This is a genomic window from Acinetobacter sp. YH12040 (genome assembly GCF_013420005.1).
Classification (GTDB): domain Bacteria; phylum Pseudomonadota; class Gammaproteobacteria; order Pseudomonadales; family Moraxellaceae; genus Acinetobacter; species Acinetobacter amyesii.
Genome location: NZ_VOZB01000003.1, coordinates 164,396 through 187,036, shown reverse-complemented (window position 1 = coordinate 187,036; position 22,641 = coordinate 164,396). Strand labels below are relative to the sequence as shown.

General features: G+C 41.3%; 18 protein-coding genes. 8 read left to right on the top strand and 10 right to left on the bottom strand.

The features are described from left to right. Nucleotides 1–13 precede the first annotated feature (13 nt). The 5 genes from FTT99_RS04180 to FTT99_RS04160 all read right to left on the bottom strand — a co-directional run bounded on the left by FTT99_RS04180 (nt 14) and on the right by FTT99_RS04160 (nt 6,285). Nucleotides 14–787, bottom strand: a complete 774-nt coding sequence (locus FTT99_RS04180) for an enoyl-CoA hydratase (protein WP_180131742.1) — start codon at nt 785–787, stop codon at nt 14–16. 80 nt (nt 788–867) lie between these two features. Further along, entirely contained in the window at nt 868–1,995 is a 1,128-nt protein-coding gene (locus tag FTT99_RS04175; protein ID WP_180035213.1) for an acyl-CoA dehydrogenase family protein, read from the bottom strand. A 121-nt stretch (nt 1,996–2,116) separates the two neighbouring features. Then, nucleotides 2,117–3,772, bottom strand: coding sequence for an AMP-binding protein (locus FTT99_RS04170; RefSeq protein WP_180131745.1), 1,656 nt, complete (start codon nt 3,770–3,772; stop codon nt 2,117–2,119). 89 nt (nt 3,773–3,861) lie between these two features. Next, entirely contained in the window at nt 3,862–4,752 is an 891-nt protein-coding gene (gene mmsB / locus FTT99_RS04165; RefSeq protein ID WP_180131748.1) for a 3-hydroxyisobutyrate dehydrogenase, read from the bottom strand. Nucleotides 4,753–4,767: 15 nt separating this feature from the next. Beyond that, nucleotides 4,768–6,285: a CoA-acylating methylmalonate-semialdehyde dehydrogenase gene (locus tag FTT99_RS04160; protein WP_180131750.1), complete on the bottom strand. Its 1,518-nt coding sequence runs from the start codon at nt 6,283–6,285 to the stop codon at nt 4,768–4,770. 163 nt (nt 6,286–6,448) lie between these two features. On the opposite strand from FTT99_RS04160, the gene FTT99_RS04155 reads away from it, so the two are divergent. Together FTT99_RS04155 and FTT99_RS04150 are read left to right on the top strand one after the other, a co-directional pair. Further along, nucleotides 6,449–7,330 (top strand): LysR family transcriptional regulator, encoded by an 882-nt coding sequence (locus FTT99_RS04155; protein WP_078193328.1) that lies wholly within the window; start codon nt 6,449–6,451, stop codon nt 7,328–7,330. Between the two features lie 121 nt (nt 7,331–7,451). Further along, nucleotides 7,452–7,610: a hypothetical protein gene (locus FTT99_RS04150; protein WP_168379604.1), complete on the top strand. Its 159-nt coding sequence runs from the start codon at nt 7,452–7,454 to the stop codon at nt 7,608–7,610. Between the two features lie 209 nt (nt 7,611–7,819). On the opposite strand, the gene FTT99_RS04145 is transcribed toward FTT99_RS04150, so the two are convergent. Continuing rightward, nucleotides 7,820–8,635, bottom strand: a complete 816-nt coding sequence (locus tag FTT99_RS04145) for a hypothetical protein (RefSeq protein WP_180131753.1) — start codon at nt 8,633–8,635, stop codon at nt 7,820–7,822. Nucleotides 8,636–8,832: 197 nt separating this feature from the next. Here FTT99_RS04145 and FTT99_RS04140 point away from each other — a divergent pair, with 197 nt between their 5' ends. Further along, entirely contained in the window at nt 8,833–10,257 is a 1,425-nt protein-coding gene (locus FTT99_RS04140) for a PLP-dependent aminotransferase family protein (RefSeq protein WP_180131800.1), read from the top strand. A 120-nt stretch (nt 10,258–10,377) separates the two neighbouring features. Further along, complete coding sequence (locus tag FTT99_RS04135; protein ID WP_180131756.1) at nt 10,378–11,814, top strand: amidase; 1,437 nt, start codon at nt 10,378–10,380, stop codon at nt 11,812–11,814. 106 nt (nt 11,815–11,920) lie between these two features. Here FTT99_RS04135 and FTT99_RS04130 read toward each other — a convergent pair whose 3' ends face one another. The 4 genes from FTT99_RS04130 to FTT99_RS04115 all read right to left on the bottom strand — a co-directional run bounded on the left by FTT99_RS04130 (nt 11,921) and on the right by FTT99_RS04115 (nt 18,337). Next, nucleotides 11,921–14,050: a TonB-dependent receptor domain-containing protein gene (locus FTT99_RS04130; protein WP_180131759.1), complete on the bottom strand. Its 2,130-nt coding sequence runs from the start codon at nt 14,048–14,050 to the stop codon at nt 11,921–11,923. A 368-nt stretch (nt 14,051–14,418) separates the two neighbouring features. Beyond that, complete coding sequence (locus FTT99_RS04125; protein WP_180131762.1) at nt 14,419–15,732, bottom strand: DcaP family trimeric outer membrane transporter; 1,314 nt, start codon at nt 15,730–15,732, stop codon at nt 14,419–14,421. A gap of 125 nt (nt 15,733–15,857) precedes the next feature. Next, on the bottom strand, nt 15,858–17,231 hold the full coding sequence (locus FTT99_RS04120; RefSeq protein ID WP_180131766.1) for an MFS transporter: 1,374 nt from the start codon (nt 17,229–17,231) through the stop codon (nt 15,858–15,860). A gap of 191 nt (nt 17,232–17,422) precedes the next feature. Further along, entirely contained in the window at nt 17,423–18,337 is a 915-nt protein-coding gene (locus tag FTT99_RS04115) for a LysR family transcriptional regulator (RefSeq protein ID WP_180131769.1), read from the bottom strand. A gap of 281 nt (nt 18,338–18,618) precedes the next feature. Between FTT99_RS04115 and catA the strand changes: the two genes are divergently transcribed. From catA to benC, 4 genes are all read left to right on the top strand, one after another. Beyond that, nucleotides 18,619–19,539 carry a catechol 1,2-dioxygenase gene (gene catA, locus FTT99_RS04110; protein ID WP_111884643.1) on the top strand — a complete coding sequence of 307 codons (921 nt, stop codon included), beginning with the start codon at nt 18,619–18,621 and terminating at the stop codon, nt 19,537–19,539. Nucleotides 19,540–19,624: 85 nt separating this feature from the next. Further along, nucleotides 19,625–21,022 (top strand): benzoate 1,2-dioxygenase large subunit, encoded by a 1,398-nt coding sequence (benA, locus tag FTT99_RS04105; RefSeq protein ID WP_180093889.1) that lies wholly within the window; start codon nt 19,625–19,627, stop codon nt 21,020–21,022. Then, nucleotides 21,019–21,528: a benzoate 1,2-dioxygenase small subunit gene (gene benB, locus FTT99_RS04100; protein ID WP_078190730.1), complete on the top strand. Its 510-nt coding sequence runs from the start codon at nt 21,019–21,021 to the stop codon at nt 21,526–21,528. The genes benA and benB overlap by 4 nt, the downstream gene beginning before the upstream one ends. A gap of 94 nt (nt 21,529–21,622) precedes the next feature. Next, entirely contained in the window at nt 21,623–22,639 is a 1,017-nt protein-coding gene (gene benC / locus FTT99_RS04095; RefSeq protein WP_111884641.1) for a benzoate 1,2-dioxygenase electron transfer component BenC, read from the top strand. The last annotated feature ends 2 nt before the right edge of the window (nt 22,640–22,641 follow it).

Genomic DNA, 22,641 nt, shown 5'->3' with positions numbered 1-22,641 from the left:
TCCTTTTTTATTTTTAATTGTTTTTAAAATTGGCTTGGCGCTTTTCAACAAATGCTTGCATGCCTTCTTTTTGGTCTTGAGTTGCAAAAATCGAATGGAATGTTCTACGTTCAAAACGTAAACCTTCTTGCAAACTGACTTCAAATGCACGGTTAATTGACTCTTTGATCATCATGGTTGCCACCACAGATTTTTCCGCTATTTTTTCAGCAGCTTTTAAGGTCTTTTCGACTAACTCCTCTTTAGGGAAGACCTGAGCAACTAAACCACTCTGCTCTGCTTCTGCTGCACCCATTTGTCGTGCAGTCAGACACATTTCCATGGCTTTGGCCTTACCAATAGCAAGCGTTAAACGCTGTGTCCCACCTATCCCCGGGATTACACCCAAAGTTACTTCTGGTAAACCGAATTTTGCATTGTCGGCACAGTAAATAAAGTCACACATGAGCGCTAACTCACAGCCTCCACCTAACGCATAACCACTGACAGCTGCGATTAGAGGTTTACGGCGCTGAGCAATTCGATCTGCCAGATGAAAAAAATCATCCAAATAAATATTTGGAAAACTCAGTTCAGCCATTTCTTTAATATCTGCACCAGCGGCGAAGGCTTTTTCTGAACCTGTAATAACCATACAGCCGATGGCAGGGTCTCGATCTAAATCATCCAACGCCAAATTAAGGTCTTGAATTAATGTGCTATTTAATGCATTTAAGGCCTGAGGACGATTTAAAGTAATGAGTCCAACACCATTGTTCTTTTCAAGCAGAATCGTTTCAAATTGCATGTGAGATCCCTATATATGTTCAATATTTATAAGTAGGCTTCGTCTGAAGCCTTGTCGTTTTAAAGGTCTTAAAGACAACGTTATAAGCTGCGGGCAATTACTAAACGTTGGATATCACTCGTACCTTCATAGATTTGGCAAATACGTGCATCACGATAAATACGCTCTATAGGGAAATCTTTGAGATAGCCATAACCACCAAAGACTTGTAATGCTGCGGAGCAAACACGCTCAGCCATTTCAGATGAAAAAAGCTTGGCCATAGACGCTTCATTTAAACAAGGTTGTCCTGCTTCTTTTAAACGTGCCGCGTGATAGACCAATTGGCGTGCAGCTTCTATTTCTGTTGCCATACTTGCCAATCGGAACGCAACTGCCTGATGTTCAAAGATCGGCTTTCCAAAAGTAATACGCTCTTTGGCATATCGGGTTGCTTCTTCTAATGCTGCTCGTGCAAGACCAACCGCTTGCGCCGCTATACCAATACGACCGCCTTCTAGATTTGATAAGGCGATTTTCAAACCTTCACCTTCTTTTCCTAACATTAGGCTTTCATGCACTCGCACGTCTGTGAGTGCGATTTGGCAGGTATCTGAGGCATGTAATCCAAGCTTTTCTTCAGTACGAATCACTTCATAACCAGGTGTTTCTCTTGGGACAATAAAAGCACTCATGCCTTTTTTCCCTGCACTTGGATCAGTCACAGCAAAGACAATAATGACCCCTGCATTATGACCAGAGGTAATAAACTGCTTAGCACCATTAATCACCCATTCATTGCCATCTTTAACTGCACGAGTTTTAATGGCAGCAGCATCTGAACCTGTATGCGGCTCAGTTAATGCAAATGCACCGATCATTTTGCCTTGTGCTAAAGGCACTAAATATTTCTGCTTTTGTTCTTCTGTGCCAAATTTAGCAATAGGAACACAGCCTACTGAGTTATGTACACTCATGATGGTCGAGGTTGCCCCATCTGCCGCTGCAATCTCTTCTAAAGCCATAACATAGGCAAGATTACCTGTATCTGAACCACCCCATTCATCTGATACCAACATACCCAATAAACCCAGTTCCCCCATCTGTGCTAATGCCGCTTTGGGAAAGGTTCCGTGTTTATCCCATTCAGCCGCTTGAGGTTTAATTTGTTCCTGTGCGAAACTGCGTGCCATATCCTGAATTAATAATTGTTCTTCGGTAAATTGCATCTTATCTTCCTGTACATCAATCAATTGCTTTCATCCACTTTGAAAATGATTGGAACTGAATGAAAGCTTGATTCCTGATCCTGATTGTTCGGCATTAATTAAGGGTTAATCGTTGCGTCTTTTAACTTGCATGCTGCGTAGATTGTTTTGCAATCTCTTGATTTCTTAATAAGAAGCGCTGAATTTTTCCGCTTGGAGTTTTCGGTAGTTCTTGAACGAACTCCACCAATCGTGGATAAGCATGTGCAGATAGGCGCTTTTTCACAAATTGCCCTAGTTGCTCTGCTAAATCTTCTGACGCTGTGACATGCTCAGCTAAAATCACAAAAGCTTTTACAATTTCTGTCCGATCCGGATCAGGTACACCAATGACCGCAGCTTCAATCACTGCATCATGCTCAAGTAAAGCGCTTTCAACATCAAATGGCCCAATACGATAACCGGATGTTGTAATCACATCATCATTACGACCAACGAAGCTCATACTGCCATCTGCGTGTAATTCTGCGGTATCACCCGTGAGGTAATAATGTTTTACAAAGGGTGACTTACTACTTTCTTTATAGCCACCAAACCACATCATCGGTGATTGACTGATATCGACAGCCAGTACTCCTGGCGTTCCTGCAGCTAGCTCTTGCCCTTGTTCATCAACAACCGCCACGCGATATCCCGGACTGGCATAACCTGCGACACCTGCGCGAATATCATGTTGTAAACCATGGTGATTACACACCACCATACCAACTTCAGTCTGACCATAATGGTCAAAGATCGGTGCATCTAAAACTTGTTTAAACCAGCGGAACACTTCAGGGTTAAGCGGCTCACCAGCGCTACTGACGACTCGAAACTTCCCTTTGAGTTTTGCCATTTGTTCAGGATCAGCTGCCATCATCATCCGATACGCTGTCGGTGCGCCTGCAAGGTTCGTCACCTTGTAGTCATCTACAATCTGACACAAACTATCAATGCTAAAACCACCTTCGTAAAAGAGTGTTGCATGTCCCAGTAAAAGTGGCCCAGTGATTCCGTAATACAAACCATAAGCCCAACCCGGATCGGCAATATTCCAAAACGAATCATCTTCACGTAGCCCTACCGCATTTTTCATATATTGACCAAAAGCGATCAAAGCTTTAAGCGGGACTTCTAAGGGCTTTGCAGGACCTGTAGTACCTGAAGTAAACATCAAAAGAAATGGATCATTGATGCTCTGTAGGACAATTTCACAATCTGTAGACTGTGCGTTTACTTCATCCCAAAAGTTTAAATCTCCCTGTTGAATCCCTTGACCCGCTGGATCTGCAACAGTAACGATTTGAGGACAATGTGCAACTTCATCTAATTTACTGCGATTACCAACATCGCTAATCACCAATTTGCTTTGTGCAAGGTGTAAACGATGTTCAATGGCTTTGGGGCCAAAGGCGGTAAATAGCGGTTGATATACAGCACCTATTCGCCAAGCCCCTAAAATCACCACAAGTAATTCAACTGTACGGGGTAATAAACCCGATACACGATCACCTTTTTGCACACCCTGTGACTTTAAAAAATTGGCAAATTGGCTTGACCACTGTTGCAGCTCTGCAAAGGTATATTGTTCTTTCCGCCCATCTTTGCCTTGCCAATACAGTGCAACCTTATCTTGATCAATCGCATGACGGTCGCAGCATTCATAACATGCATTTAATTGCTCTAAAGAGCCTGATAACATTTCTTTGGCAGCATGATTTAAGTCAAATGCCTTTGCAACATCTTGATAATTCGACATCTTCTCTACCTCAGTCTCAATTTATTGTTATTCCGACACGAGTGTTAGTATTTTTAGCCATCCCTAGGCTAGATTGGTGTTCAAAGCGATTAAGCGTCCTTAGGTAAGTATTGCTGCACGATGCTTGAAAAATCTAAGTGTGCATTACCTTGTAAACACAGCTGTTGATACATCTGCTGAACCAGTCCACCTAAAATAATCGGCTGTTGGACTTGTCCTGCGGCTTCTACAGCTAATCCTAGATCTTTCAACATCAACTGCGTTGCAAAACCATCGGTATAGCCACGTCCTGCAGGTGCATTTGCTGAGATACCCGGCCATGGATTACATACATCCGAACTCCAGCAACGTCCGCTCGAGCTATTCACCACACCTGCTAAGGCTTGAGGATCAATCCCCAGACGCGCACCGAGCGCCATACCTTCAGCAACGGCTGCCATGGAAATACCAAGAATCAAGTTATTGCAAATTTTCGCAATTTGACCTGCACCCACATCACCACAATGCACAATGTTTTTACCCATGTGGCCCAATACCGCTTTGGTTCTTTCAAAGGTTTGATCATCTGAACCGACCATAAAGGTTAATGTACCTGCCTGAGCACCAATAGTTCCGCCTGAAACAGGTGCGTCACAGATTTTTATCTGATGTGCAGCACCCGCTTCGGCTATGTCCTTAATGGTTTGCGGATCAATGGTACTGCTATCGATACATAAGCTTCCTGCTTTCATTACCGCCAACACACCATCTTCACCCAAATACACCTCTTTAACATGCTTGGCAGCAGGCAACATGCTAATTACAACATCTGCTTGTTTCGCTGCATCTTGTGGGCTTTGGCAAACAATGCCACCTGCTTCAGTAAAATGCTGAATCGCAATTTCGCTTAAGTCGAAACCGTAAACCGTAAAACCTGCTTTGAGTAGGTTTTGAGCCATTTTTCCGCCCATGTTTCCTAAACCGATAAAGGCAATATTCATCCTTGAACTCCTAAATTAACGTAGGTTAATGGTGGTATTCACTTCACCTTTTTCTTGTGTATCTTCGAACCAACGACTGGTGATCGTTTTGGTTTGTGTATAGAACTGAACTGCTTGCTTACCATATGGACCTAAGTCCCCCAGTTTTGAACCACGCGATCCTGTAAAGCTAAAGAAAGGAACTGGTACAGGAATCGGAATATTGATACCCACTTGACCAATATCGATATCACTTTGGAATGTACGAGCGACTGCACCACTTTGTGTAAATAGTCCAACACCGTTGCCAAATGGATTGGCATTAATCAATTCAATCGCCTGCTCCAGAGTATCGACATGAATAATGGCTAACACGGGCCCAAAGATCTCTTCGGTATAGATGCGCATATCGGTTGAAACTTGATTAAAAATCGTTGCTCCGACAAAGTTTCCTTGCTCATAGCCAATGACTTGAACATCACGACCATCCAGCAGCAACTCCGCACCTTGCTCTACACCGCTTTGAATTAAATCCAGTACACGTGCTTTTGCGCGAGGTGAAATAACTGGGCCAATATCGGTATTCGGCTCATGCCCTGCATTGACCTTCAGCGTTTTGGCTTTTTCAACCAGTTCATTGACCCATTCTTTACTTTCACCAACCATGACAGCAACCGACAAAGCCATACAACGCTGACCTGCCGCACCGAATGCTGCACCAACGAGGGCATTTAAAGTTTGTTCTTTATTGGCATCCGGCATTACCACCACATGGTTTTTGGCCCCCATCATCGACTGCACACGTTTTCCATGCTGTCCTGCAAGGTTATATACATGTGTACCAACGGTTGTAGAGCCTACAAATGAAATGGCCTTAATAGCTTGATGTGTGCATAAACGATCAACAACGTCTTTACCACCATGCACTACGTTTAATACACCTGCTGGAATACCGGCTTCAATCGCAAGTTCGACAAGCATCATGGTCGATAATGGATCTTGTTCAGATGGCTTTAAAACAAAGGTATTTCCACAGACGATGGCCATTGGGAACATCCACAGTGGAATCATCGCAGGAAAGTTAAATGGCGTAATTCCTGCACATACACCCAAAGGTTGCTGCAAGGTATAGGTATCCACACCACGTGCAACACCTTCTATATATTCGCCCATTTGAAGTGTGCCAACCGAACACGCATGCTCAACGACTTCTAAACCACGTTGAATATCACCTTCAGCATCTGCAAGTGTCTTTCCTTGCTCAGCAGTCAGTACGCGGGCAATCTCTTTCATATTGCTACGGATGAGATCTTGTAGCTTCAGCATAATGCGCATACGTGCTTGAACAGGCGTTAAGCGCCATGTTTTAAAAGCCTCTTGCGCTGAAGCAATCGCTGCATCCACTTCTTCCATAGTCGCCATTGGAACACGACCCAAAACCTCTTGAGTTGCAGGATTTAGAATGTCTTGCCACTCTGTAGTGTTTGACTCTACAAATTTACCGTTAATTAATAATTTAGCCGTCGCTGACTGAATATTTGACATTGTGTTCATGACCTCTCCATAGGCACTTATTGTTTTGTACTGACTTAGAAAATATCCAAAAGCCTTATATTTATATTTTCCAATTCACTTCAAACTAGCAAAGAAAATTTTGACTACCAATAGAGATTCACGCACGATTGATGTGCAAATATGCACAGGGATGACAATAACAATGAAAGTAGATTGGGATCATTTACAGTATTTTTTGGTTTTGGCTCGTGCGAAAACCCTAACCAATACCGCACGTATTATCGGTGTTGAGCACAGTACGGTTTCTCGACGTATACATGCGCTAGAACTGGCTTTAGGCACACCATTATTTAAACGTGAAGCCACAGGTTATGAGCTCACTTTAGAAGGTTTGGCACTGGTTCCTCGCGTTGAACAAATGGAACAGGCATTTTTACAAATCGAAAAACCTAACCAACCTATGCAAGGTCGTGTGCGAATTGGCACACCCGAAGGGTTTGGAACAGCATTTTTGACACAGCTCTTGGCAGAATTGTCCAAAAAATACCCTCTATTGACTATCGACCTTATTCCTGTCCCGAAAATGATCAAACTTTCACATCGTGAAGCAGATATTGTTATTTCCATCGATCGACCGAAATCAGGACCTTATATTATTACTCGACTGGCAGACTATTGTTTAAAGATTTATGGCAGTAAAGAATACTTAAAAAACACGCAACCCATTCATACATTAGAAGATTTAAAATCACACACTTTTGTGAACTATATAGATGATTTAGTCTATAGTCCCGAACTGTATTGTTTAGAGCGCTTACCTATTCAGCTTAATGCCAACTTTAGAAGTAGCAGTATTTTGGCACAACAAATTGCCGTGAGTGCGGGTGCAGGATTGGCAATATTGCCCAAGTTTTTGGCCGAGGAAAAACCCGAATTAGAACAAGTTTTGGCGCAAGATGTTCGTTTTGTGCATACCTTTTGGATGCTGACCTTAGTCGATTTACAGCATGAGCCGCGCATTAAGCTGGTCTGGGACTTTTTGAGAAAAAGAACCGATCAATATCATAGTTTATTAATGGATTAAGAAATGAAGCTACCTTCCAAACTATAACTGTTATAGAAATTTAGATGAATGTTGTATCTATGCTTTCAAGTGATATACCCCAATAATCACCTATAACCACTAGGGATTTAGAGTACATCTTATGAGCAATCAAGAGCCTAAAAAACCGCAAAAATATGCAGACAGTGAAATTTCAGATAAGGCCTTTAAGCGTGCCATTATTTGGTTCTCGATCTATGTGCTTTTATTCTGTATTGGTGTAGCGTTTGTCGTTGGTGCAGATAATTCCTATCTACCTTAAGCGAATATCTATTCACTTATTACAACTCGCTATTGCATGTATATCTTACATTTCATGTTCGCTCATGATCAGTTCATATTGATCATTAGGCCAAATAAATTGGTTTAAATTTGAATTTTAAAAAAGCTTGTAAGTCTACATTTACAAGCTTTTTGCATTTTTAAAGTGATCAAATCACAGCTATAAAATTACTTTCCCATCTGAATAGCTTATGCAGGACTTTGCTTTTTAACTTGGTGCTGTAGATGCGTTTGAATATATTCACCGTAGACCGACATTTTTTCAAAGATGTGTTCTGAATAAAACATGTCTTCTACCAAGACTTGCGCACGGTCAAACTCATATAAACCTAATCGTTGTAAAATTTGCGCATTAATAAACGAAAATTTTTGGCATAAATCGATATATTGCTGATCTTTGTCTTTAAATAGCAGCTTTAACATATTGATTTTATTTAGATCAAAATCAATCGGTTCAACTTTATCCGCCAAGACATGGATTTCAACATCTAAAAATTCAGCGAGCTGTTTTAATTTTTCTAAGTCGATATCTAGATGTGTAATACAAATGATTCTGGAAACTTTCGGATTACATAAGCTATTGATCAAACTAAAATAGAAGTATTCTGCTGGCGATAGTTGTTCATTATGTAGCTCAATGTAGACATTTAGTCCCGATAAAACATCATCAACTTTAAATGCGCTAAGTTTAGCCTCAGCATGATAATAACGATTCAATATCGCAATATTTTCAGGGCTTTGCGGTGCAGCGTAGATCACCTTCTGATTCAAATTCGCTAAGATAAAGGGTGCAAATAAAAAAGCCGCATTTTCAGCCTTGGCATTCATATGCTCCTGACAAATACTGACATAGCCCACTTGCTGTACTTGGCGCAAAATTCGACTGCGTAAAAGCACTGCTTCTAAATTTGTATGCTGTTGTTGCAACAGATGCAGCGTTGAATCTGTCAATGGAACACCCACCAGTAAATGTTGTAACAGTTCTAATTCACTGGCTTTAAACATACTCAACTCCCTAACTTCCATACCATTTGACGCCACAAGTGTTGTGGTCAATGCACCTTATAAAAAATTCAAGCTTAAAACTAGATACAGTGAATTTGAAAAAACATATAACACTACAGACTCATCTGTTATAAAAATATAATGCACAATTAATTTTACTGATATATTTATAACAGAATCTTGTCTTGTTGATGACTATGTATAAATCGGAACAGCTTGCTCAGCACCTACGTCAACTGATTGAAAATGGCACTTTAAAAGCGCACGAAAAACTTCCGTCTTTACGTGAACAAGTGCAGTTGTCCGGTTTTAGTTTAATCACGGTCATGAATGCTTATCAGGAGTTAGAATCGCGTGGCTTAATCTATGCACGTGAAAAATCAGGCTACTATGTGGCGCAAGGCTTAGTCGAAATAGAGGCTGAACACGCTCAAATCGTGTCCTTAAATACCCCCATTGAAATTAACTCTCTGGTCTTTAAGTATTTAAAATCAATACAAGATGAAAAAATCATTCCCTTGGGATCAGCTTTTCCAGCGCAAGACATTGTTTTTTCTAAAAAGTTAACCCAAATCATGGGGCAAATTTCCCGAAATCCCCAAAGTTACGATGCCATTGATAATCTTCCACCCGGTAATTTAGCCCTTCGTAAGTTGATTGCACAGCGTTATTGCATGCAAGGCATTGCCACAGATCTAGAGGATATTGTGATTACCTCAGGCTGTATGGATGCACTGAATCTTTCCTTACAGGCCATTGCCTCACCGGGTGATTATATTGTGTTACAGCAAAATATTTTCTATGGCGCCTTGCAAGCTGCAGAGCGCTTAGGCCTTAAAGTGGTGACCTTACCTGAACATCCACAAGATGGTTTTGATTTAACCGCGTTTGAACATATTTTAAAAACTTATCCCGTCAAAATTTGTTGGCTGATGCTGAATTCGCATAATCCTGTGGGCTTCACAGTGAGTGATGAAATCAAGCAAAAAATTGCCGTTTTATTACACCAATATCATGTGCATTTAATTGAGGACGATGTGTATGAAGAAATGCATTATGCGTCTAAGAAACCTGTTTCAATGAAATACTTTGACCAAAATAATATGGTCTTACACTGCTCTTCTTTTTCTAAAACGTTGGGCGCTGCATTTCGGGTCGGTTGGGTGCACGCCGGTAAATACTCTCAAGCGATTCAACACTTACAACTCATGAGTACTATTTCCGTCAATACCTTATTGCAAAATGCCTTGGTGGAATTTATTTCAAATTACCATTATGAAAAACATTTACGGGTCTTAAGAAAAAGTCTACAGCAACATAAATTACAGTTTTACCGTTATTTAGAAAGCCGCCTACCGACTGGATGCAAATTACAATATCATCCAAGTGGTTATTTTCTTTGGTTAAAATTACCGGAGAATGTTGAAAGTATGGCAGTCTATGAAGCCTTAATTCAACAGCAGATCGGCATTGCACCAGACCGTTTATTTAATGTTGCGAAAGCCAAAACTCAATATATCCGTTTAAATTGTTCCTTTGCATGGAAGGATGAGATTCAACAGGCTTTAGATGCCCTCCTTAGTACAATCTCTGCACTTTCCTCAGATCAGACGAATATTTGACAATTTTTATTGTCATTATTATGCTCAAACAGATATTGTTCAAATACATATATTTGTTGTTGATATAACAACGAATTCATTCAACATTTACCAAAATTCAAAAAACAAATAGGTTAGTTCATGGAAGATCACAAACACAGTCAACGCATACATGCCTTTAGTTCGGATGTACTCACAGATCTAGATGCTGTGGGGATTGCACAGCTCATCAAATCTAAAGAAGCCTCTGTACAGGAAATAACACAAGCGGCCATTGCACGTGCGGAACAAGTCAATCCGTATCTAAATGCCATTGAACTGGACTGTTTTCAACGTGCTTTAGAGCAAAATCAATATGTTGAACATGGTCTTTTTGCGGGCGTCCCTTTTTTCTTTAAGGATAATTTAGATTATCAAGGCGTGCCATCACGCCATGGTTCAAAAGCCATAAGTTCAAAACCAGCCGATCGTAATCCTCAAATTAGCCAACAAATCTTAGATCAAGGTTTTGTCGTATTAGGAAAATCCAAGCTCCCTGAATTTGGTCTAAATGCCAGCACCGAATATAAAGATGGATCAGCCACCTATAACCCGTGGCATTTAAGTTATTCCTGCGGCGCGTCTTCTGGCGGTTCCGCAGCTCTCGTTGCAGCCGGTGTAGTGCCGATTGCACATGCCAATGATGGCGGTGGTTCGATTCGTATCCCTGCTGCATGCTGCGGTTTGATTGGATTAAAGCCTAGCCGTGGACGTACTTATGACAGTGAAGCAGCTGGCTCTCTTCCGATTAATATCATCAGTGAAGGTGTCTTAACCCGTAGCATACGAGATACTGCGCATTTCTATGCAGGAATGGAGTCAAGTTATTACAATAAAAAGCTGCCACGCATAGGCATGATTCATGGACCTTCTAAACGTCGATTACGCATAGGTTTAGTCCCACAATCGATTACAGGGCAAATAGATAGCGAAACAACTGCAACCTTAATGCATAGCGCAGCACTCTTAGAAAAATTAGGTCATCATGTTGAAAAACTTCAATTACCTTTTTCCTTAAGCTTTGTTGAAGATTTTAGTGAATATTGGGGGATGTTGTCCTTTTTACTGAGTACCTTTGGCAAGAAAATCTTTGGCGCTGACTTTAACCCCAAAGAGTTAGATCACTTAACCGTTGGTTTATCGAAGTTGTATAAAAAAAACTTTTATAAAACCCCGCTATTTCTGTATCGATTAAAGAAAATGCAGCAGCAATATCGTGAAATCTTTAAGCATTACGATGTATTGCTATCGCCTGTACTTGCACATACCACACCGAAAATCGGCTATTTGTCACCTCAATTACCGTTTGACCAGTTATTTGAGCGTATACAGAACTATGTAACATTTACACCTATTCAAAATGTGGTGGGTGCGCCGGGTATGTCGATTCCTATGGGAGAAACGCAAAACGACGGACTACCGATCAGTATGCAAATATCAGCCGATGTCGGTGATGAAAAAACCTTGATTGAACTGGCGTATGAAATTGAAGAAGCTCAGCCATGGCGACGTATTCAAGATATGCCTCGAACTGCTTAACAAACTAATCAAAGGTTTAAAAAAGGGAGCTGATTGGCTCCCTTTTTTTATTCAAATCCGCAGAATAAGGCTTTTCAAGGGATCACTGTATTGGAATACAAGATGCTTAATTAAAATGATACGTCAGTCCTGCATATACCGCCCGACCTTCACCAGGTGTTAAACGAGCAGGATCTTTGCCGGCATCGTTATAGCCCGGTGTCACGGTAGATGCATATTTTTTATTGGCTATATTTCTGAAATCCAACCAAGCCATATACTGTTTTTGCGGTTGAATATAGCCGAACGATGCTCCCCAAATTTGCCAATCTTTTGCGTAGAAACTATTGGCATAGTCGGTTGCGACCTTTGCGGCATAAAGTGTATTCACCGCAGCATAAAAGCCTAAAGGATGTTCATATTTCAGTTCAGCCTGATAGATGTGTTTTGGTATACCTGCAAGCTCATTTTTTCCAAATACCGGATCATTTTTATAGTGAAAATCATTCAAGGTATAGGCTTGTTTTAGTTGAACCTGTCCATATGTATCATTTTGCCAAAGTGAACTGTTTAAACCGACTTCAATCCCTTGATGGATGGTGTCTGAAGCATTCGATTCGTAAATTATCGGATTAGGCTCTGGTTGGATTTCAACAGCCAACAGTTCATTTTTAATCTGTGAATAGTAATATGCAATATTCCACTCACCCAGTGCATGTTGACCACGCCCACCTAGTTCAAGAGTATTCGCTGTCTGACTATTCAAATGAATCGGAGCATTTTGGCGTCCCGTCGCTGCGCCACTTTCATCGGGGAACTTTTGATCCGAACCCCAAATTAAAGCCCAAGGATGTGGTGCTTCTAAGCTTCGACTGACATTGGCAAAGAGCTGTGTTTCAGGTTGGATTTGATATCGAAAACCTAGCGATGGCAGGACATTCCATTCACGAATATTTTCTTTATGACTTTGCACAGGCCATGTCACTTCACTTTCACGATGGGTGTACGCCAATGCAACACGACTATCGAGCCAAAACTGTGGGTGTAGTGCCAAGGCATTAGCATAATGTAAAACATAGTCACCACCTTGGTAGGTATAATGCCGCGTTTCTGTACCCGCAGCATAGGCGCCTTGCGCAACACGCAAGCGTTCAACGACCTGACCATCTGGCAAATGCGTGGTACTACGGAAACCTAAAGTATTTTGGCTTTCATGGCCCCACAAGATTCGGTCAAATTGGTAGTTAAATAAGGTACTGATATCGTCATAGTCAACCTCAGTACTATAAAGTCCTTCTTGCAAATCCATCGGATAATGATGATAGGCCAGACCCAACTGTAAGCGATCACCTGTGTCCAAAATCATATTGGTTTTATTCGCCAGCCAAAGACTTCCCGGCTGCGGACGATTATTATTCAGCGAGATATTTTGGGGGACTGCTTGTTTTGGATTTTGTTCAATCTGTTGTTGGGTTAGACGTCCCGGGGTTTGGTGTTCAGTCTCTCGGTAACGCAGATAAAAACGTGTATCTAGGTTAGGGTTTATTTTATATCCCACATTGGCCGATAAACCTTTGCTCTGGCTTGAAGCATGATCTTGAAAACCGTCATCATCACTTTGCGTTAAGGAAAGATAATAGTCTAAGTCGCCAATTTGTTGTCCTGAATTGATTTCACTTTTTTGATAACCGTGGCTGCCCATTTCATGATGCACTGAAAGTTTTGCTGCATTTTTTCCAATTGGGCTGGCATAGTTAATTAGACCACCCAAGCTCAATGCGCCACGTGTTAAACCATTAGCCCCTCTTAAAACTTCTATGTGGTCTACCCACAGCGGCTCAAGCAGTTCATAAGGTGTTCCTCCTGGCCCTGTAAATGGCAAATCATCTAAGGTTACATACAACCCTGAAGCATGCGCCCCCGGTGCACGATTGATCCCCGAGCCACGTATCGACAGTTTCACCCCTTCATTTCCTGAAGATGCCGCGTAAATCCCCGGTTGATTTTTAAATAAATCAGCATTTGTTCGCTTGGGTATATCTTGAATGTCTGCTGCAACGATCGCATTGGTTGCACCATTTACTTTAGTCAGTGCTTTTTTTATTTGTTCATCCATTGAACTTTGTTCAACGTTAATGGTGATTTCAGGTAATACATTGCTATCTGCAACACTATATTGTGCCATTGCAGTAAGCATCATCAGGCTTAAAAGCTTAAGTGACGTGTTGTTATATTTGGGAAATTGAGGGACATCCATGATTGCGTCTTCTAAGTGAAACGAAATTGACGGCAAGGATTGTAGTGTGTTTTATCATCATGTATGTATCAAAATATTTCAAAATTCATGATTTTTATCAATATCCTTCTTCGTATTTTTATATTCAAATGATTTGTTAAATGAAATAAAACAGATAATTATATTTTTTAGTCAAAAAATAAAAGTTTCTAAATAAGATAAAAGCCCTCAATCGATAAAGATCAAGGGCGTGTATTGATTAAGAGTACGCATTGAAAGATTTTGGAAAGTTAGATGTCAAATCCTGAACATACTTCTAATCACGCTCTCGTTAAATTGATATTGAAATTTCTAAGGCAATTTAAATTAAACAATTCTCTGTAACGACATTAGAAGTTATACATCGCGACTGCATTGATTCTGTTATCTTCACCCTTCGTACTGCCATTTGGTGCGGCGCCAAAAGCTTCACGTTCACCATAGACGTACTCCAGACCTAAACTAATTGGCTTAACAGGGCTGTAAAATACATTTGCCCATGCTTGCCACAAGTTTTTATTGGCCTTGGTTTTATCGACTAATGAATTGACATAATCTGCATTATTATCTGCTTTCATATAACCATAGCCCAATGTTCCGCGCCATTGTGCTGAAATTTGTTGAGTTAAACCTACTGTAATCGAGTCAAATTCATTGGTGGCGATGATGTCTTTATCCGCATTAGTGACAAAACCTTGGTTGGTCCATGACACAAAACTACTGTCGCCTTTGACATGGTAATAATCCGCTTTGAGCACGGTTTTATCAGTCAAATCCAGTTTTGCGCCCAGACCAAGTCCCCATGCGGTTTCTGTATCCGTATCTGTTTTCTTTTCAGCACCCATCGCACGTGCGCTTAACATCAGCGTATCTGTCATTTTATGGTTTAAACGCGCTGTTAATGCAGGCAAACGCATATTTGAGCTGTCATCCTTAGAATCTTCTGCTGCGAGTACAAGATTTGTCTCTGGACTAAATTTGTGACTATAGCGAACTTGCGGTGTACGTTTAACAGCACCACCGACATAGCCCAATGCATCAATGGTTTCAGGCATATAATCAGGTACAGCAAAGTTAGACCATGTTTGCCCCACCAACCAATCACCATAGGTCAAATAGGCATGACGAATCCGCAGTCCATCATTTGCGCCCAAAAAGTCGACTTCAATTTTACCGCCTACATCGCCCACTTGAGTCGGCGTTTTAAAGTCTAGGCCTAAACGTGTGGCAGCAAGTGTTGCTTTTAAACGATCTGAACTTTCAGCATTCCCTTCTAGCGGAACACTATTCATTTGGTTATACAGGCGAGATAAGCTGCCGCCTTCTGCCTGATAAGATGCATCTGCACGCACATTGCCATACAAGCTAAACTCAGCGCCCGATTTGGTATTTAAACTCAGGCTCGGTGTTTGAGTCGGTTTTTGATTCTGCACAGCAACTACAGGCCCTTGTTTTACGTCTTTGATTTCACTCGACAAGGTGTTTTGTTGTTGAATATATTGCTGCATCATGGCTTTTAACGCTTTGACTTCTTCACGCAACTGTTCAACTTCAGCTTCGCTCACTGCCGCATGTGTCCACATGGGGAACGCGGCTGCACAAGCCAGTATCATAAGTTTAATTTTAAAGGTTTTTTTGACTAAATTTAGCTTTTGAGTTTTCATCCTGACCTCGATTTGGGCGATGCCCTTTCCTTATTTTTGTCACAATTTCCCACTAGTCCTCATGCTGTGCATCAGGGCCTAGAAACTTAAAATTTTGGGGTAATGTTAAATCTTTAAATATCGGCTTAATTCGCTGAATTTTTGATAGCTTGCGTATTGAGTTTTCGCGATTGACCTTGAGTAGATGCCTCTACAGACGCTTGCAAATTCACCATAAATATTGCTAAAGCAGCTATGACACCCGGAATGGCAATCACCAAGAAATTCATTTGATGCGGCAAATTCATCGTTAAAAGCGCACCAGTAAGTACCGGCCCAACGATTGCACCAATTCGTCCAATACCCGATGCCCAACCCATACCTGTAGAACGTACCGTGGTTGGGTAGTATTGTGCGACAAAGGTATAAAGTAAGATTTGTGAACCGATGGTAGCTGCGCCTGCTACAGCAATTAAGGTATACAGAACCATTTGCGGACTGTTAAAGCCCAGTAAGATTAAAGCCAACGCGCCACACATGAACATGATGCTCAGTACTTTTTTGATATGGAATCGGTCTGCCAAAGCACCACCACCAATAGCACCTACCATTCCACCAATATTCAGCGCAAAGAGGAAAATCATACTTGCACCAAGCGAATAGCCAGCTTGAATCATCAATTTTGGTAACCAACTTCCAAGTGCATATACCATCAGTAAGCACATGAAAAATGCAATCCAGAACATGAACGTACTGAAACTACGGCCTTGTTGAAATAATGCTTTTAATGGAGCTTTGTCTTCTTCAGAAATTTCATTGAGTACAAATTGAGTATCCGTTGTGAGGACATGTTCAGGGGCAATTTTTGAGACAATCGTTCGAGTCGTATCTGTTTGATGCTTCGAGGTTAAATACATCAATGACTCAGGGAGGAATTTCCAAATTAAAGGCAGTGCAAGACATGGAATAATCGCAATATAAAACATGATTTTCCAGCCATATACTGGCACTAACCAAGCTCCCAATAATGCTGAAGCCATACCACCAATGGCATAACCACTAAACATTAGTGCAACCAAGGTGCTGCGTATACGTTTTGGCGCGTATTCTGTCATTAATGCCACAACGTTCGGCATAACGCCACCGATGCCTAGACCGGCAATAAAGCGTAAAATACCAAACTCAACTGGAGTACTTGCAAAAGCGCCGCAGAAGGTAAAACCACTAAAAATACCGACGCAGATCATAATGGTTTTTTTACGACCAATTTTATCGGACAGTGTGCCAAAACACATTGCACCAAACATCATGCCAAATAAAGCCGTACTTGCCAGTAAGCCCGCTTGTACCGCAGATAATGACCATTCTTGCATCAACAACGGTAAGGCAACGCCATAGATCACCAAGTCATAACCGTCAAAAATAATAATCAAAAGACACCAAATCAAAACACCCCAATGAAATGGCGTAAATTTGGCTTCATCAACCAAGGTATTAATATTAATTTTCTGGTTTTGCATAGCCCACCTCCTAATTGTGAAGCTTGTAAAATTCGCTTTTCACAATGAATAAGTTGGTGCTTAATGTCCAAAACCGATTAGGCATGTTTGTATACCTAAAAAGTTAAATACAAATTAATCCCTTGATTCCGCTTTATTTAAATAGATCATTTCATAACTGCAGTTCATCTGAACGTCTAGCGACAGCATACTCAAAACACAGCACGATCATATGGAATCGCTTCTAAATCATATACTTGATAAACACTATCAAATAAACCACGAATATCTTCGCTCTCATCCATATGACGCACAGCCATAAATACAGGGCTAATCGCGGCTTCATCTAAGATAGGAACAAAGGTTAAATGTGTTAATTGCACACTTTGGGCACTCATTGGGGTGATACAAACCCCTTCGTTCGCTGCAACAAAGCCCAATGCCAGTTGTAATTCACGAACTTCACGTACTTTTTTTGGTTCCAAACCATACTCTGAAAATATGCCACGCACTTGGGTCGAAAAATTCGGTTTATTGTGATTTGGATAAAAAATCAATTGCTGATCGATCAGATCTGCAAGATAGACTCCTTCCTTTTTTTGTGCGAAAGGATGACTTGCATGTAAGGCTACCACTAAGCGTTCTTCACGCAGTAAAACCCGTTTGATCGCGGGGTCTGAAATACGCAAACGCCCAAAGCCGACATCTATACGGCCTTCTTTTAATGCTTTGATTTGTTCTGTGGTGGCCATTTCCTCCATTTCTATTTTTAAATGTGGATGTTGTTGTTTAAATAAATACAAAATATTCGAAAGTAAACCAAACAATAAAGAGCTCACAAAACCGATTGTCACGGTCCGTTCTGTCAAACCGATTCGTTTCGTCATTGATTTAATTTCTTCTGCATTAGACAAAAGTTTTAAAGCATGATGATAAAAAAATTGACCTGCTTCTGTAGTCTTAAGCGGACGGCTACCGCGTTCAAATAACTGAATTCCAAGCTCATGTTCCAAATTTTGAATCTGCCGACTCAAAGGTGGTTGAGCTATATATAGTTTTTCTGCCGCTTTAGTAAAACTCTGCTCTTCAACCACCGCGACAAAGTATCTTAAGTGTCTTAGTTCCATGGTTATCGATACCTATTAAGTATAATAAAATGCAAATTTGATCTTCGACGTGAAGATTTTATTCTTTTAAGGTATATCACATAGACAGGATTAAGCAAATTTAATCCCATCCAACAGATCAAAAACATCGTGCAGTGCATTCCCTGAAAGAAGCTTCAGCCGCTACACGAAACAACTTAAAAAGTATTGTTAGACAACCAAACAAGGAACGTGGCAGCCAAAGACCTCTTTTATCGAGTGATAGCCACCCATACTTAAATGCATACTTAAGGAGATATAGTATGAACCGTCAAGAGATTGATGTTCTGGTTAAACAAATGAACGTAGATACAGCGACAGGGCCTGTTGACCAACGTGTACAGCAAGTTGTGGTACGTTTATTGGGTGATTTATTCCAAGCGATTGAAGATCTAGATATTACTCAAACTGAACTATGGAAAGGTCTAGAGTATTTTACAGATGCGGGTCAAGCAAACGAATTGGGTCTTTTAGCCGCAGGTTTAGGTTTAGAGCACTATCTAGATTTACGTGCCGATGAAGCTGATGCGAAAGCAGGTATTACAGGTGGTACACCACGTACCATTGAAGGCCCTTTATATGTGGCTGGCGCACCTGAATCAGTGGGCTTTGCTCGTATGGATGATGGTACGGAAACCGATAAAATTCCAACTCTGTTTATTGAAGGTACAGTAACAGATACCGAAGGCAACATCATTGAAGGCGCTAAAGTTGAAATTTGGCATGCCAACAGCTTGGGTAACTATTCTTTCTTTGATAAGTCTCAATCAGACTTTAACCTTCGCCGTACGATTCTTTCTGACCAAGACGGTAAATATGTTGCACAAACTACGATGCCCGTTGGTTATGGCTGCCCCCCAGAAGGTACAACTCAATTTGTTTTAGACAAATTAGGCCGTCATGGTAACCGTCCATCACATGTACATTATTTTATCTCTGCACCGGGTTACCGCAAGCTAACTACTCAATTCAACATCGAAGGTGATAAATACCTTTGGGACGACTTTGCCTTTGCAACTCGTGATGGTCTGGTGGCAACTGCTGTTGATGTCACAGACGAAGCTGAAATTGCGCGTCGTGGCCTAAACCAACCGTTTAAACACATTAGCTTTAATGTTGAGTTAGTTAAAGAACAAGCTGCAGCACCAAATACTGAAGTAGATCGTCGACGCGCTAGCGCTTAATTACTCACTCAAAGGAAGCCGAGCTGTCTCATCCAAGTTTGACAACTCGGCGACTATCCCCTCATTGGACAGTCGGAGAATGGACATGCCACGTATTCCTGTAATTAACACCAGCCATCTAGATCGTATTGATGAACTTCTTGTCGATAATTTTGACACTGGTGAATTTAAACTGCACCGCTCAGTATTTACCGATCAAGCGTTATTTGATCTTGAAATGAAATACATTTTTGAAGGTAACTGGGTGTATTTGGCACATGAAAGCCAAATTCCAAATAACAATGATTATTACACGACTCATATCGGTCGCCAGCCGATCATCATTGCACGTAACCGTAATGGTGAACTGAATGCAATGATCAATGCCTGCTCACACCGTGGCGCACAGTTATGTCGTTATAAAAAAGGCAACAAAGCGACCTACACCTGTCCATTCCATGGTTGGACCTTTAATAACTCAGGTAAATTGCTCAAAGTCAAAGACCCTGCTGAAGCGGGTTATTCAGATTGCTTTAACCAAGATGGTTCACATGACTTGAAAAAAGTCGCGCGCTTTGAAAGTTATAAAGGCTTTTTATTTGGTAGCTTAAATCCTGATGTTCCAAGCCTTGAAGAATTCTTAGGTGAAACCACCAAAATTATCGACATGATCGAAGGTCAGTCGGAAAACGGTTTGGAAGTTTTACGTGGTTCATCTACCTATACCTATGAAGGTAACTGGAAACTGACAGCTGAAAATGGCGCAGATGGCTATCACGTTTCAGCCGTGCATTGGAACTATGCAGCAACCACACAGCACCGTAAAGAAGCACAAGCGGCAGATAATATTCGTGCTATGAGTGCGGGTTCTTGGGGCAAGCAAGGTGGTGGTTCTTATGGTTTTGACAGTGGTCACATGTTGTTATGGACCCAATGGGCAAACCCAGAAGACCGTCCAAACTTTAGCAAAGCCGATGAATATACCGAAAAATTTGGCGCGCCGATGTCGAAATGGATGATCGAACGTTCACGTAACTTATGTATTTATCCAAACGTTTATTTGATGGATCAATTCGGTTCACAAATTCGCGTTTTACGCCCGATTTCTGTCAATAAAACTGAAGTCACCATTTACTGTATCGCCCCTGTCGGTGAAGAGCCAGAAGCACGTACACGTCGTATTCGTCAATATGAAGACTTCTTTAATGCTTCAGGCATGGCAACACCTGACGATTTAGAAGAATTCCGTGCCTGCCAAGCAGGTTATGCAGGGATTGAATTGGAATGGAACGACATGTGCCGTGGTTCAAAACACTGGATTCATGGACCGGATGATGCAGCCAATGAAATTGGATTAAAACCACTATTAAGTGGCATCAAAACGGAAGATGAAGGTCTTTACCTTGCTCAGCATCAATATTGGTTAAAAACCATGAAACATGCCATCGCTGAAGAAAAAGAACTAGCTGAACAAGTCGCAAATGAACAAGGAGATGTCGCATGAATGCAACTGCACATTTAGACAGCGTAAGCATTGAAGCTGTATCTCAGTTCCTCTACCGCGAAGCGCGTTTTTTAGATGATGAACAGTGGGATGAATGGCTAGCGTGCTATGCCCCATCTGCATCATTTTGGATGCCTGCTTGGGATGATGATGACCGCCTGACAGAAGATCCTCAGTCTGAGATTTCTTTGATTTATTATCCAGACCGTCAAGGTTTAGAAGACCGTGTCTTCCGCATTAAAACCGAGCGTTCATCTGCCACGATGCCAGATACCCGAACCAGCCACAACATTAATAACGTCGAGATTATTGAACGTGATGGCGACAAAGTGACGGTGCGTTTTAACTGGAACACCTTAAGTTTCCGCTACAAAACCAACTATAGCTACTTTGGCATGTCACGTTATGAAATTGATTTTTCAGGTGAGCAGCCAAAAATCCTCAGCAAATATGTTGTTCTGAAAAACGATTATATCAACCAAGTTATTGATATTTATCACCTCTAAAAGCTTATTTCACTAAGCAAGGTTTTACTTTCAGCCAGAAGGATATTTGGCTGAAAGGACACGTTATACCAGATTTTCAAAAGGATATTCAGCCATGTCAAACCATAATGTTGCACTTCAATTTGAAGATGGCGTTACTCGTTTTATTAGTGTTGCTCAAGGTGAAACCCTTTCCGACGCAGCCTATCGTCAAAAAATCAATATCCCTCTAGATTGCCGTGATGGCGCATGCGGGACATGCCGTGCATTTTGTGAGTCGGGTACTTACGACATGCCTGAAGAATCTTATATCGAAGATGCTTTAACCCCCGAAGAAGCTGAGCAAGGTTATATTTTAGCTTGCCAATGTCGTCCAAGTTCAGATGCTGTTTTCCAAATCAGTGCATCATCTGACGTGTGTAAAACTGAAATTCATGAGTTTCAAGGCACATTGTCTCGTGTTGAAAATATGTCGGATTCTACGATTACCTTTGATATTCAACTGGATGAAGATCAACCTGACATTAACTTCTTGGCAGGTCAATACGTCAATGTCGGCATTCCGGGGACTGAAGAAACTCGTTCGTATTCGTTTAGTTCAAAGCCGGGCAATCGTTTAACAGGCTTCGTGGTTCGTAATGTCCCTGAAGGAAAAATGAGTACCTTCCTGAGTGCCGATGCGAAAGCCGGCGACAAAATGACCTTCAAAGGTCCTTTTGGTAGTTTTTATCTGCGTAATGTAGTCCGCCCTGTGGTCATGCTTGCAGGTGGTACAGGTATTGCGCCGTTTATGTCCATGTTACAAGTGCTTGAAGAAAAAGGTTCTGAACAACCTGTTCGTCTTGTATTTGGCGTAACCAATGACTTTGACATCGTGGCAAAAGACAAGCTCGATGAATTACAAAGCAAACTCCCTTGGTTCGAATACCGTACTGTGGTCGCTCACCCTGAGTCACAGCATGAACGTAAAGGCTATGTGACCAGTCATGTTGAAAAAGATTGGTTAAACAACGGCGATGTAGATATTTATCTCTGTGGTCCTGTACCGATGGTTGAAGCTGTACGTGGCTGGTTAGATACAGAAGGCGTTAAACCTGCAAACTTCTTGTTTGAAAAATTCTCAGCGAATTAAGG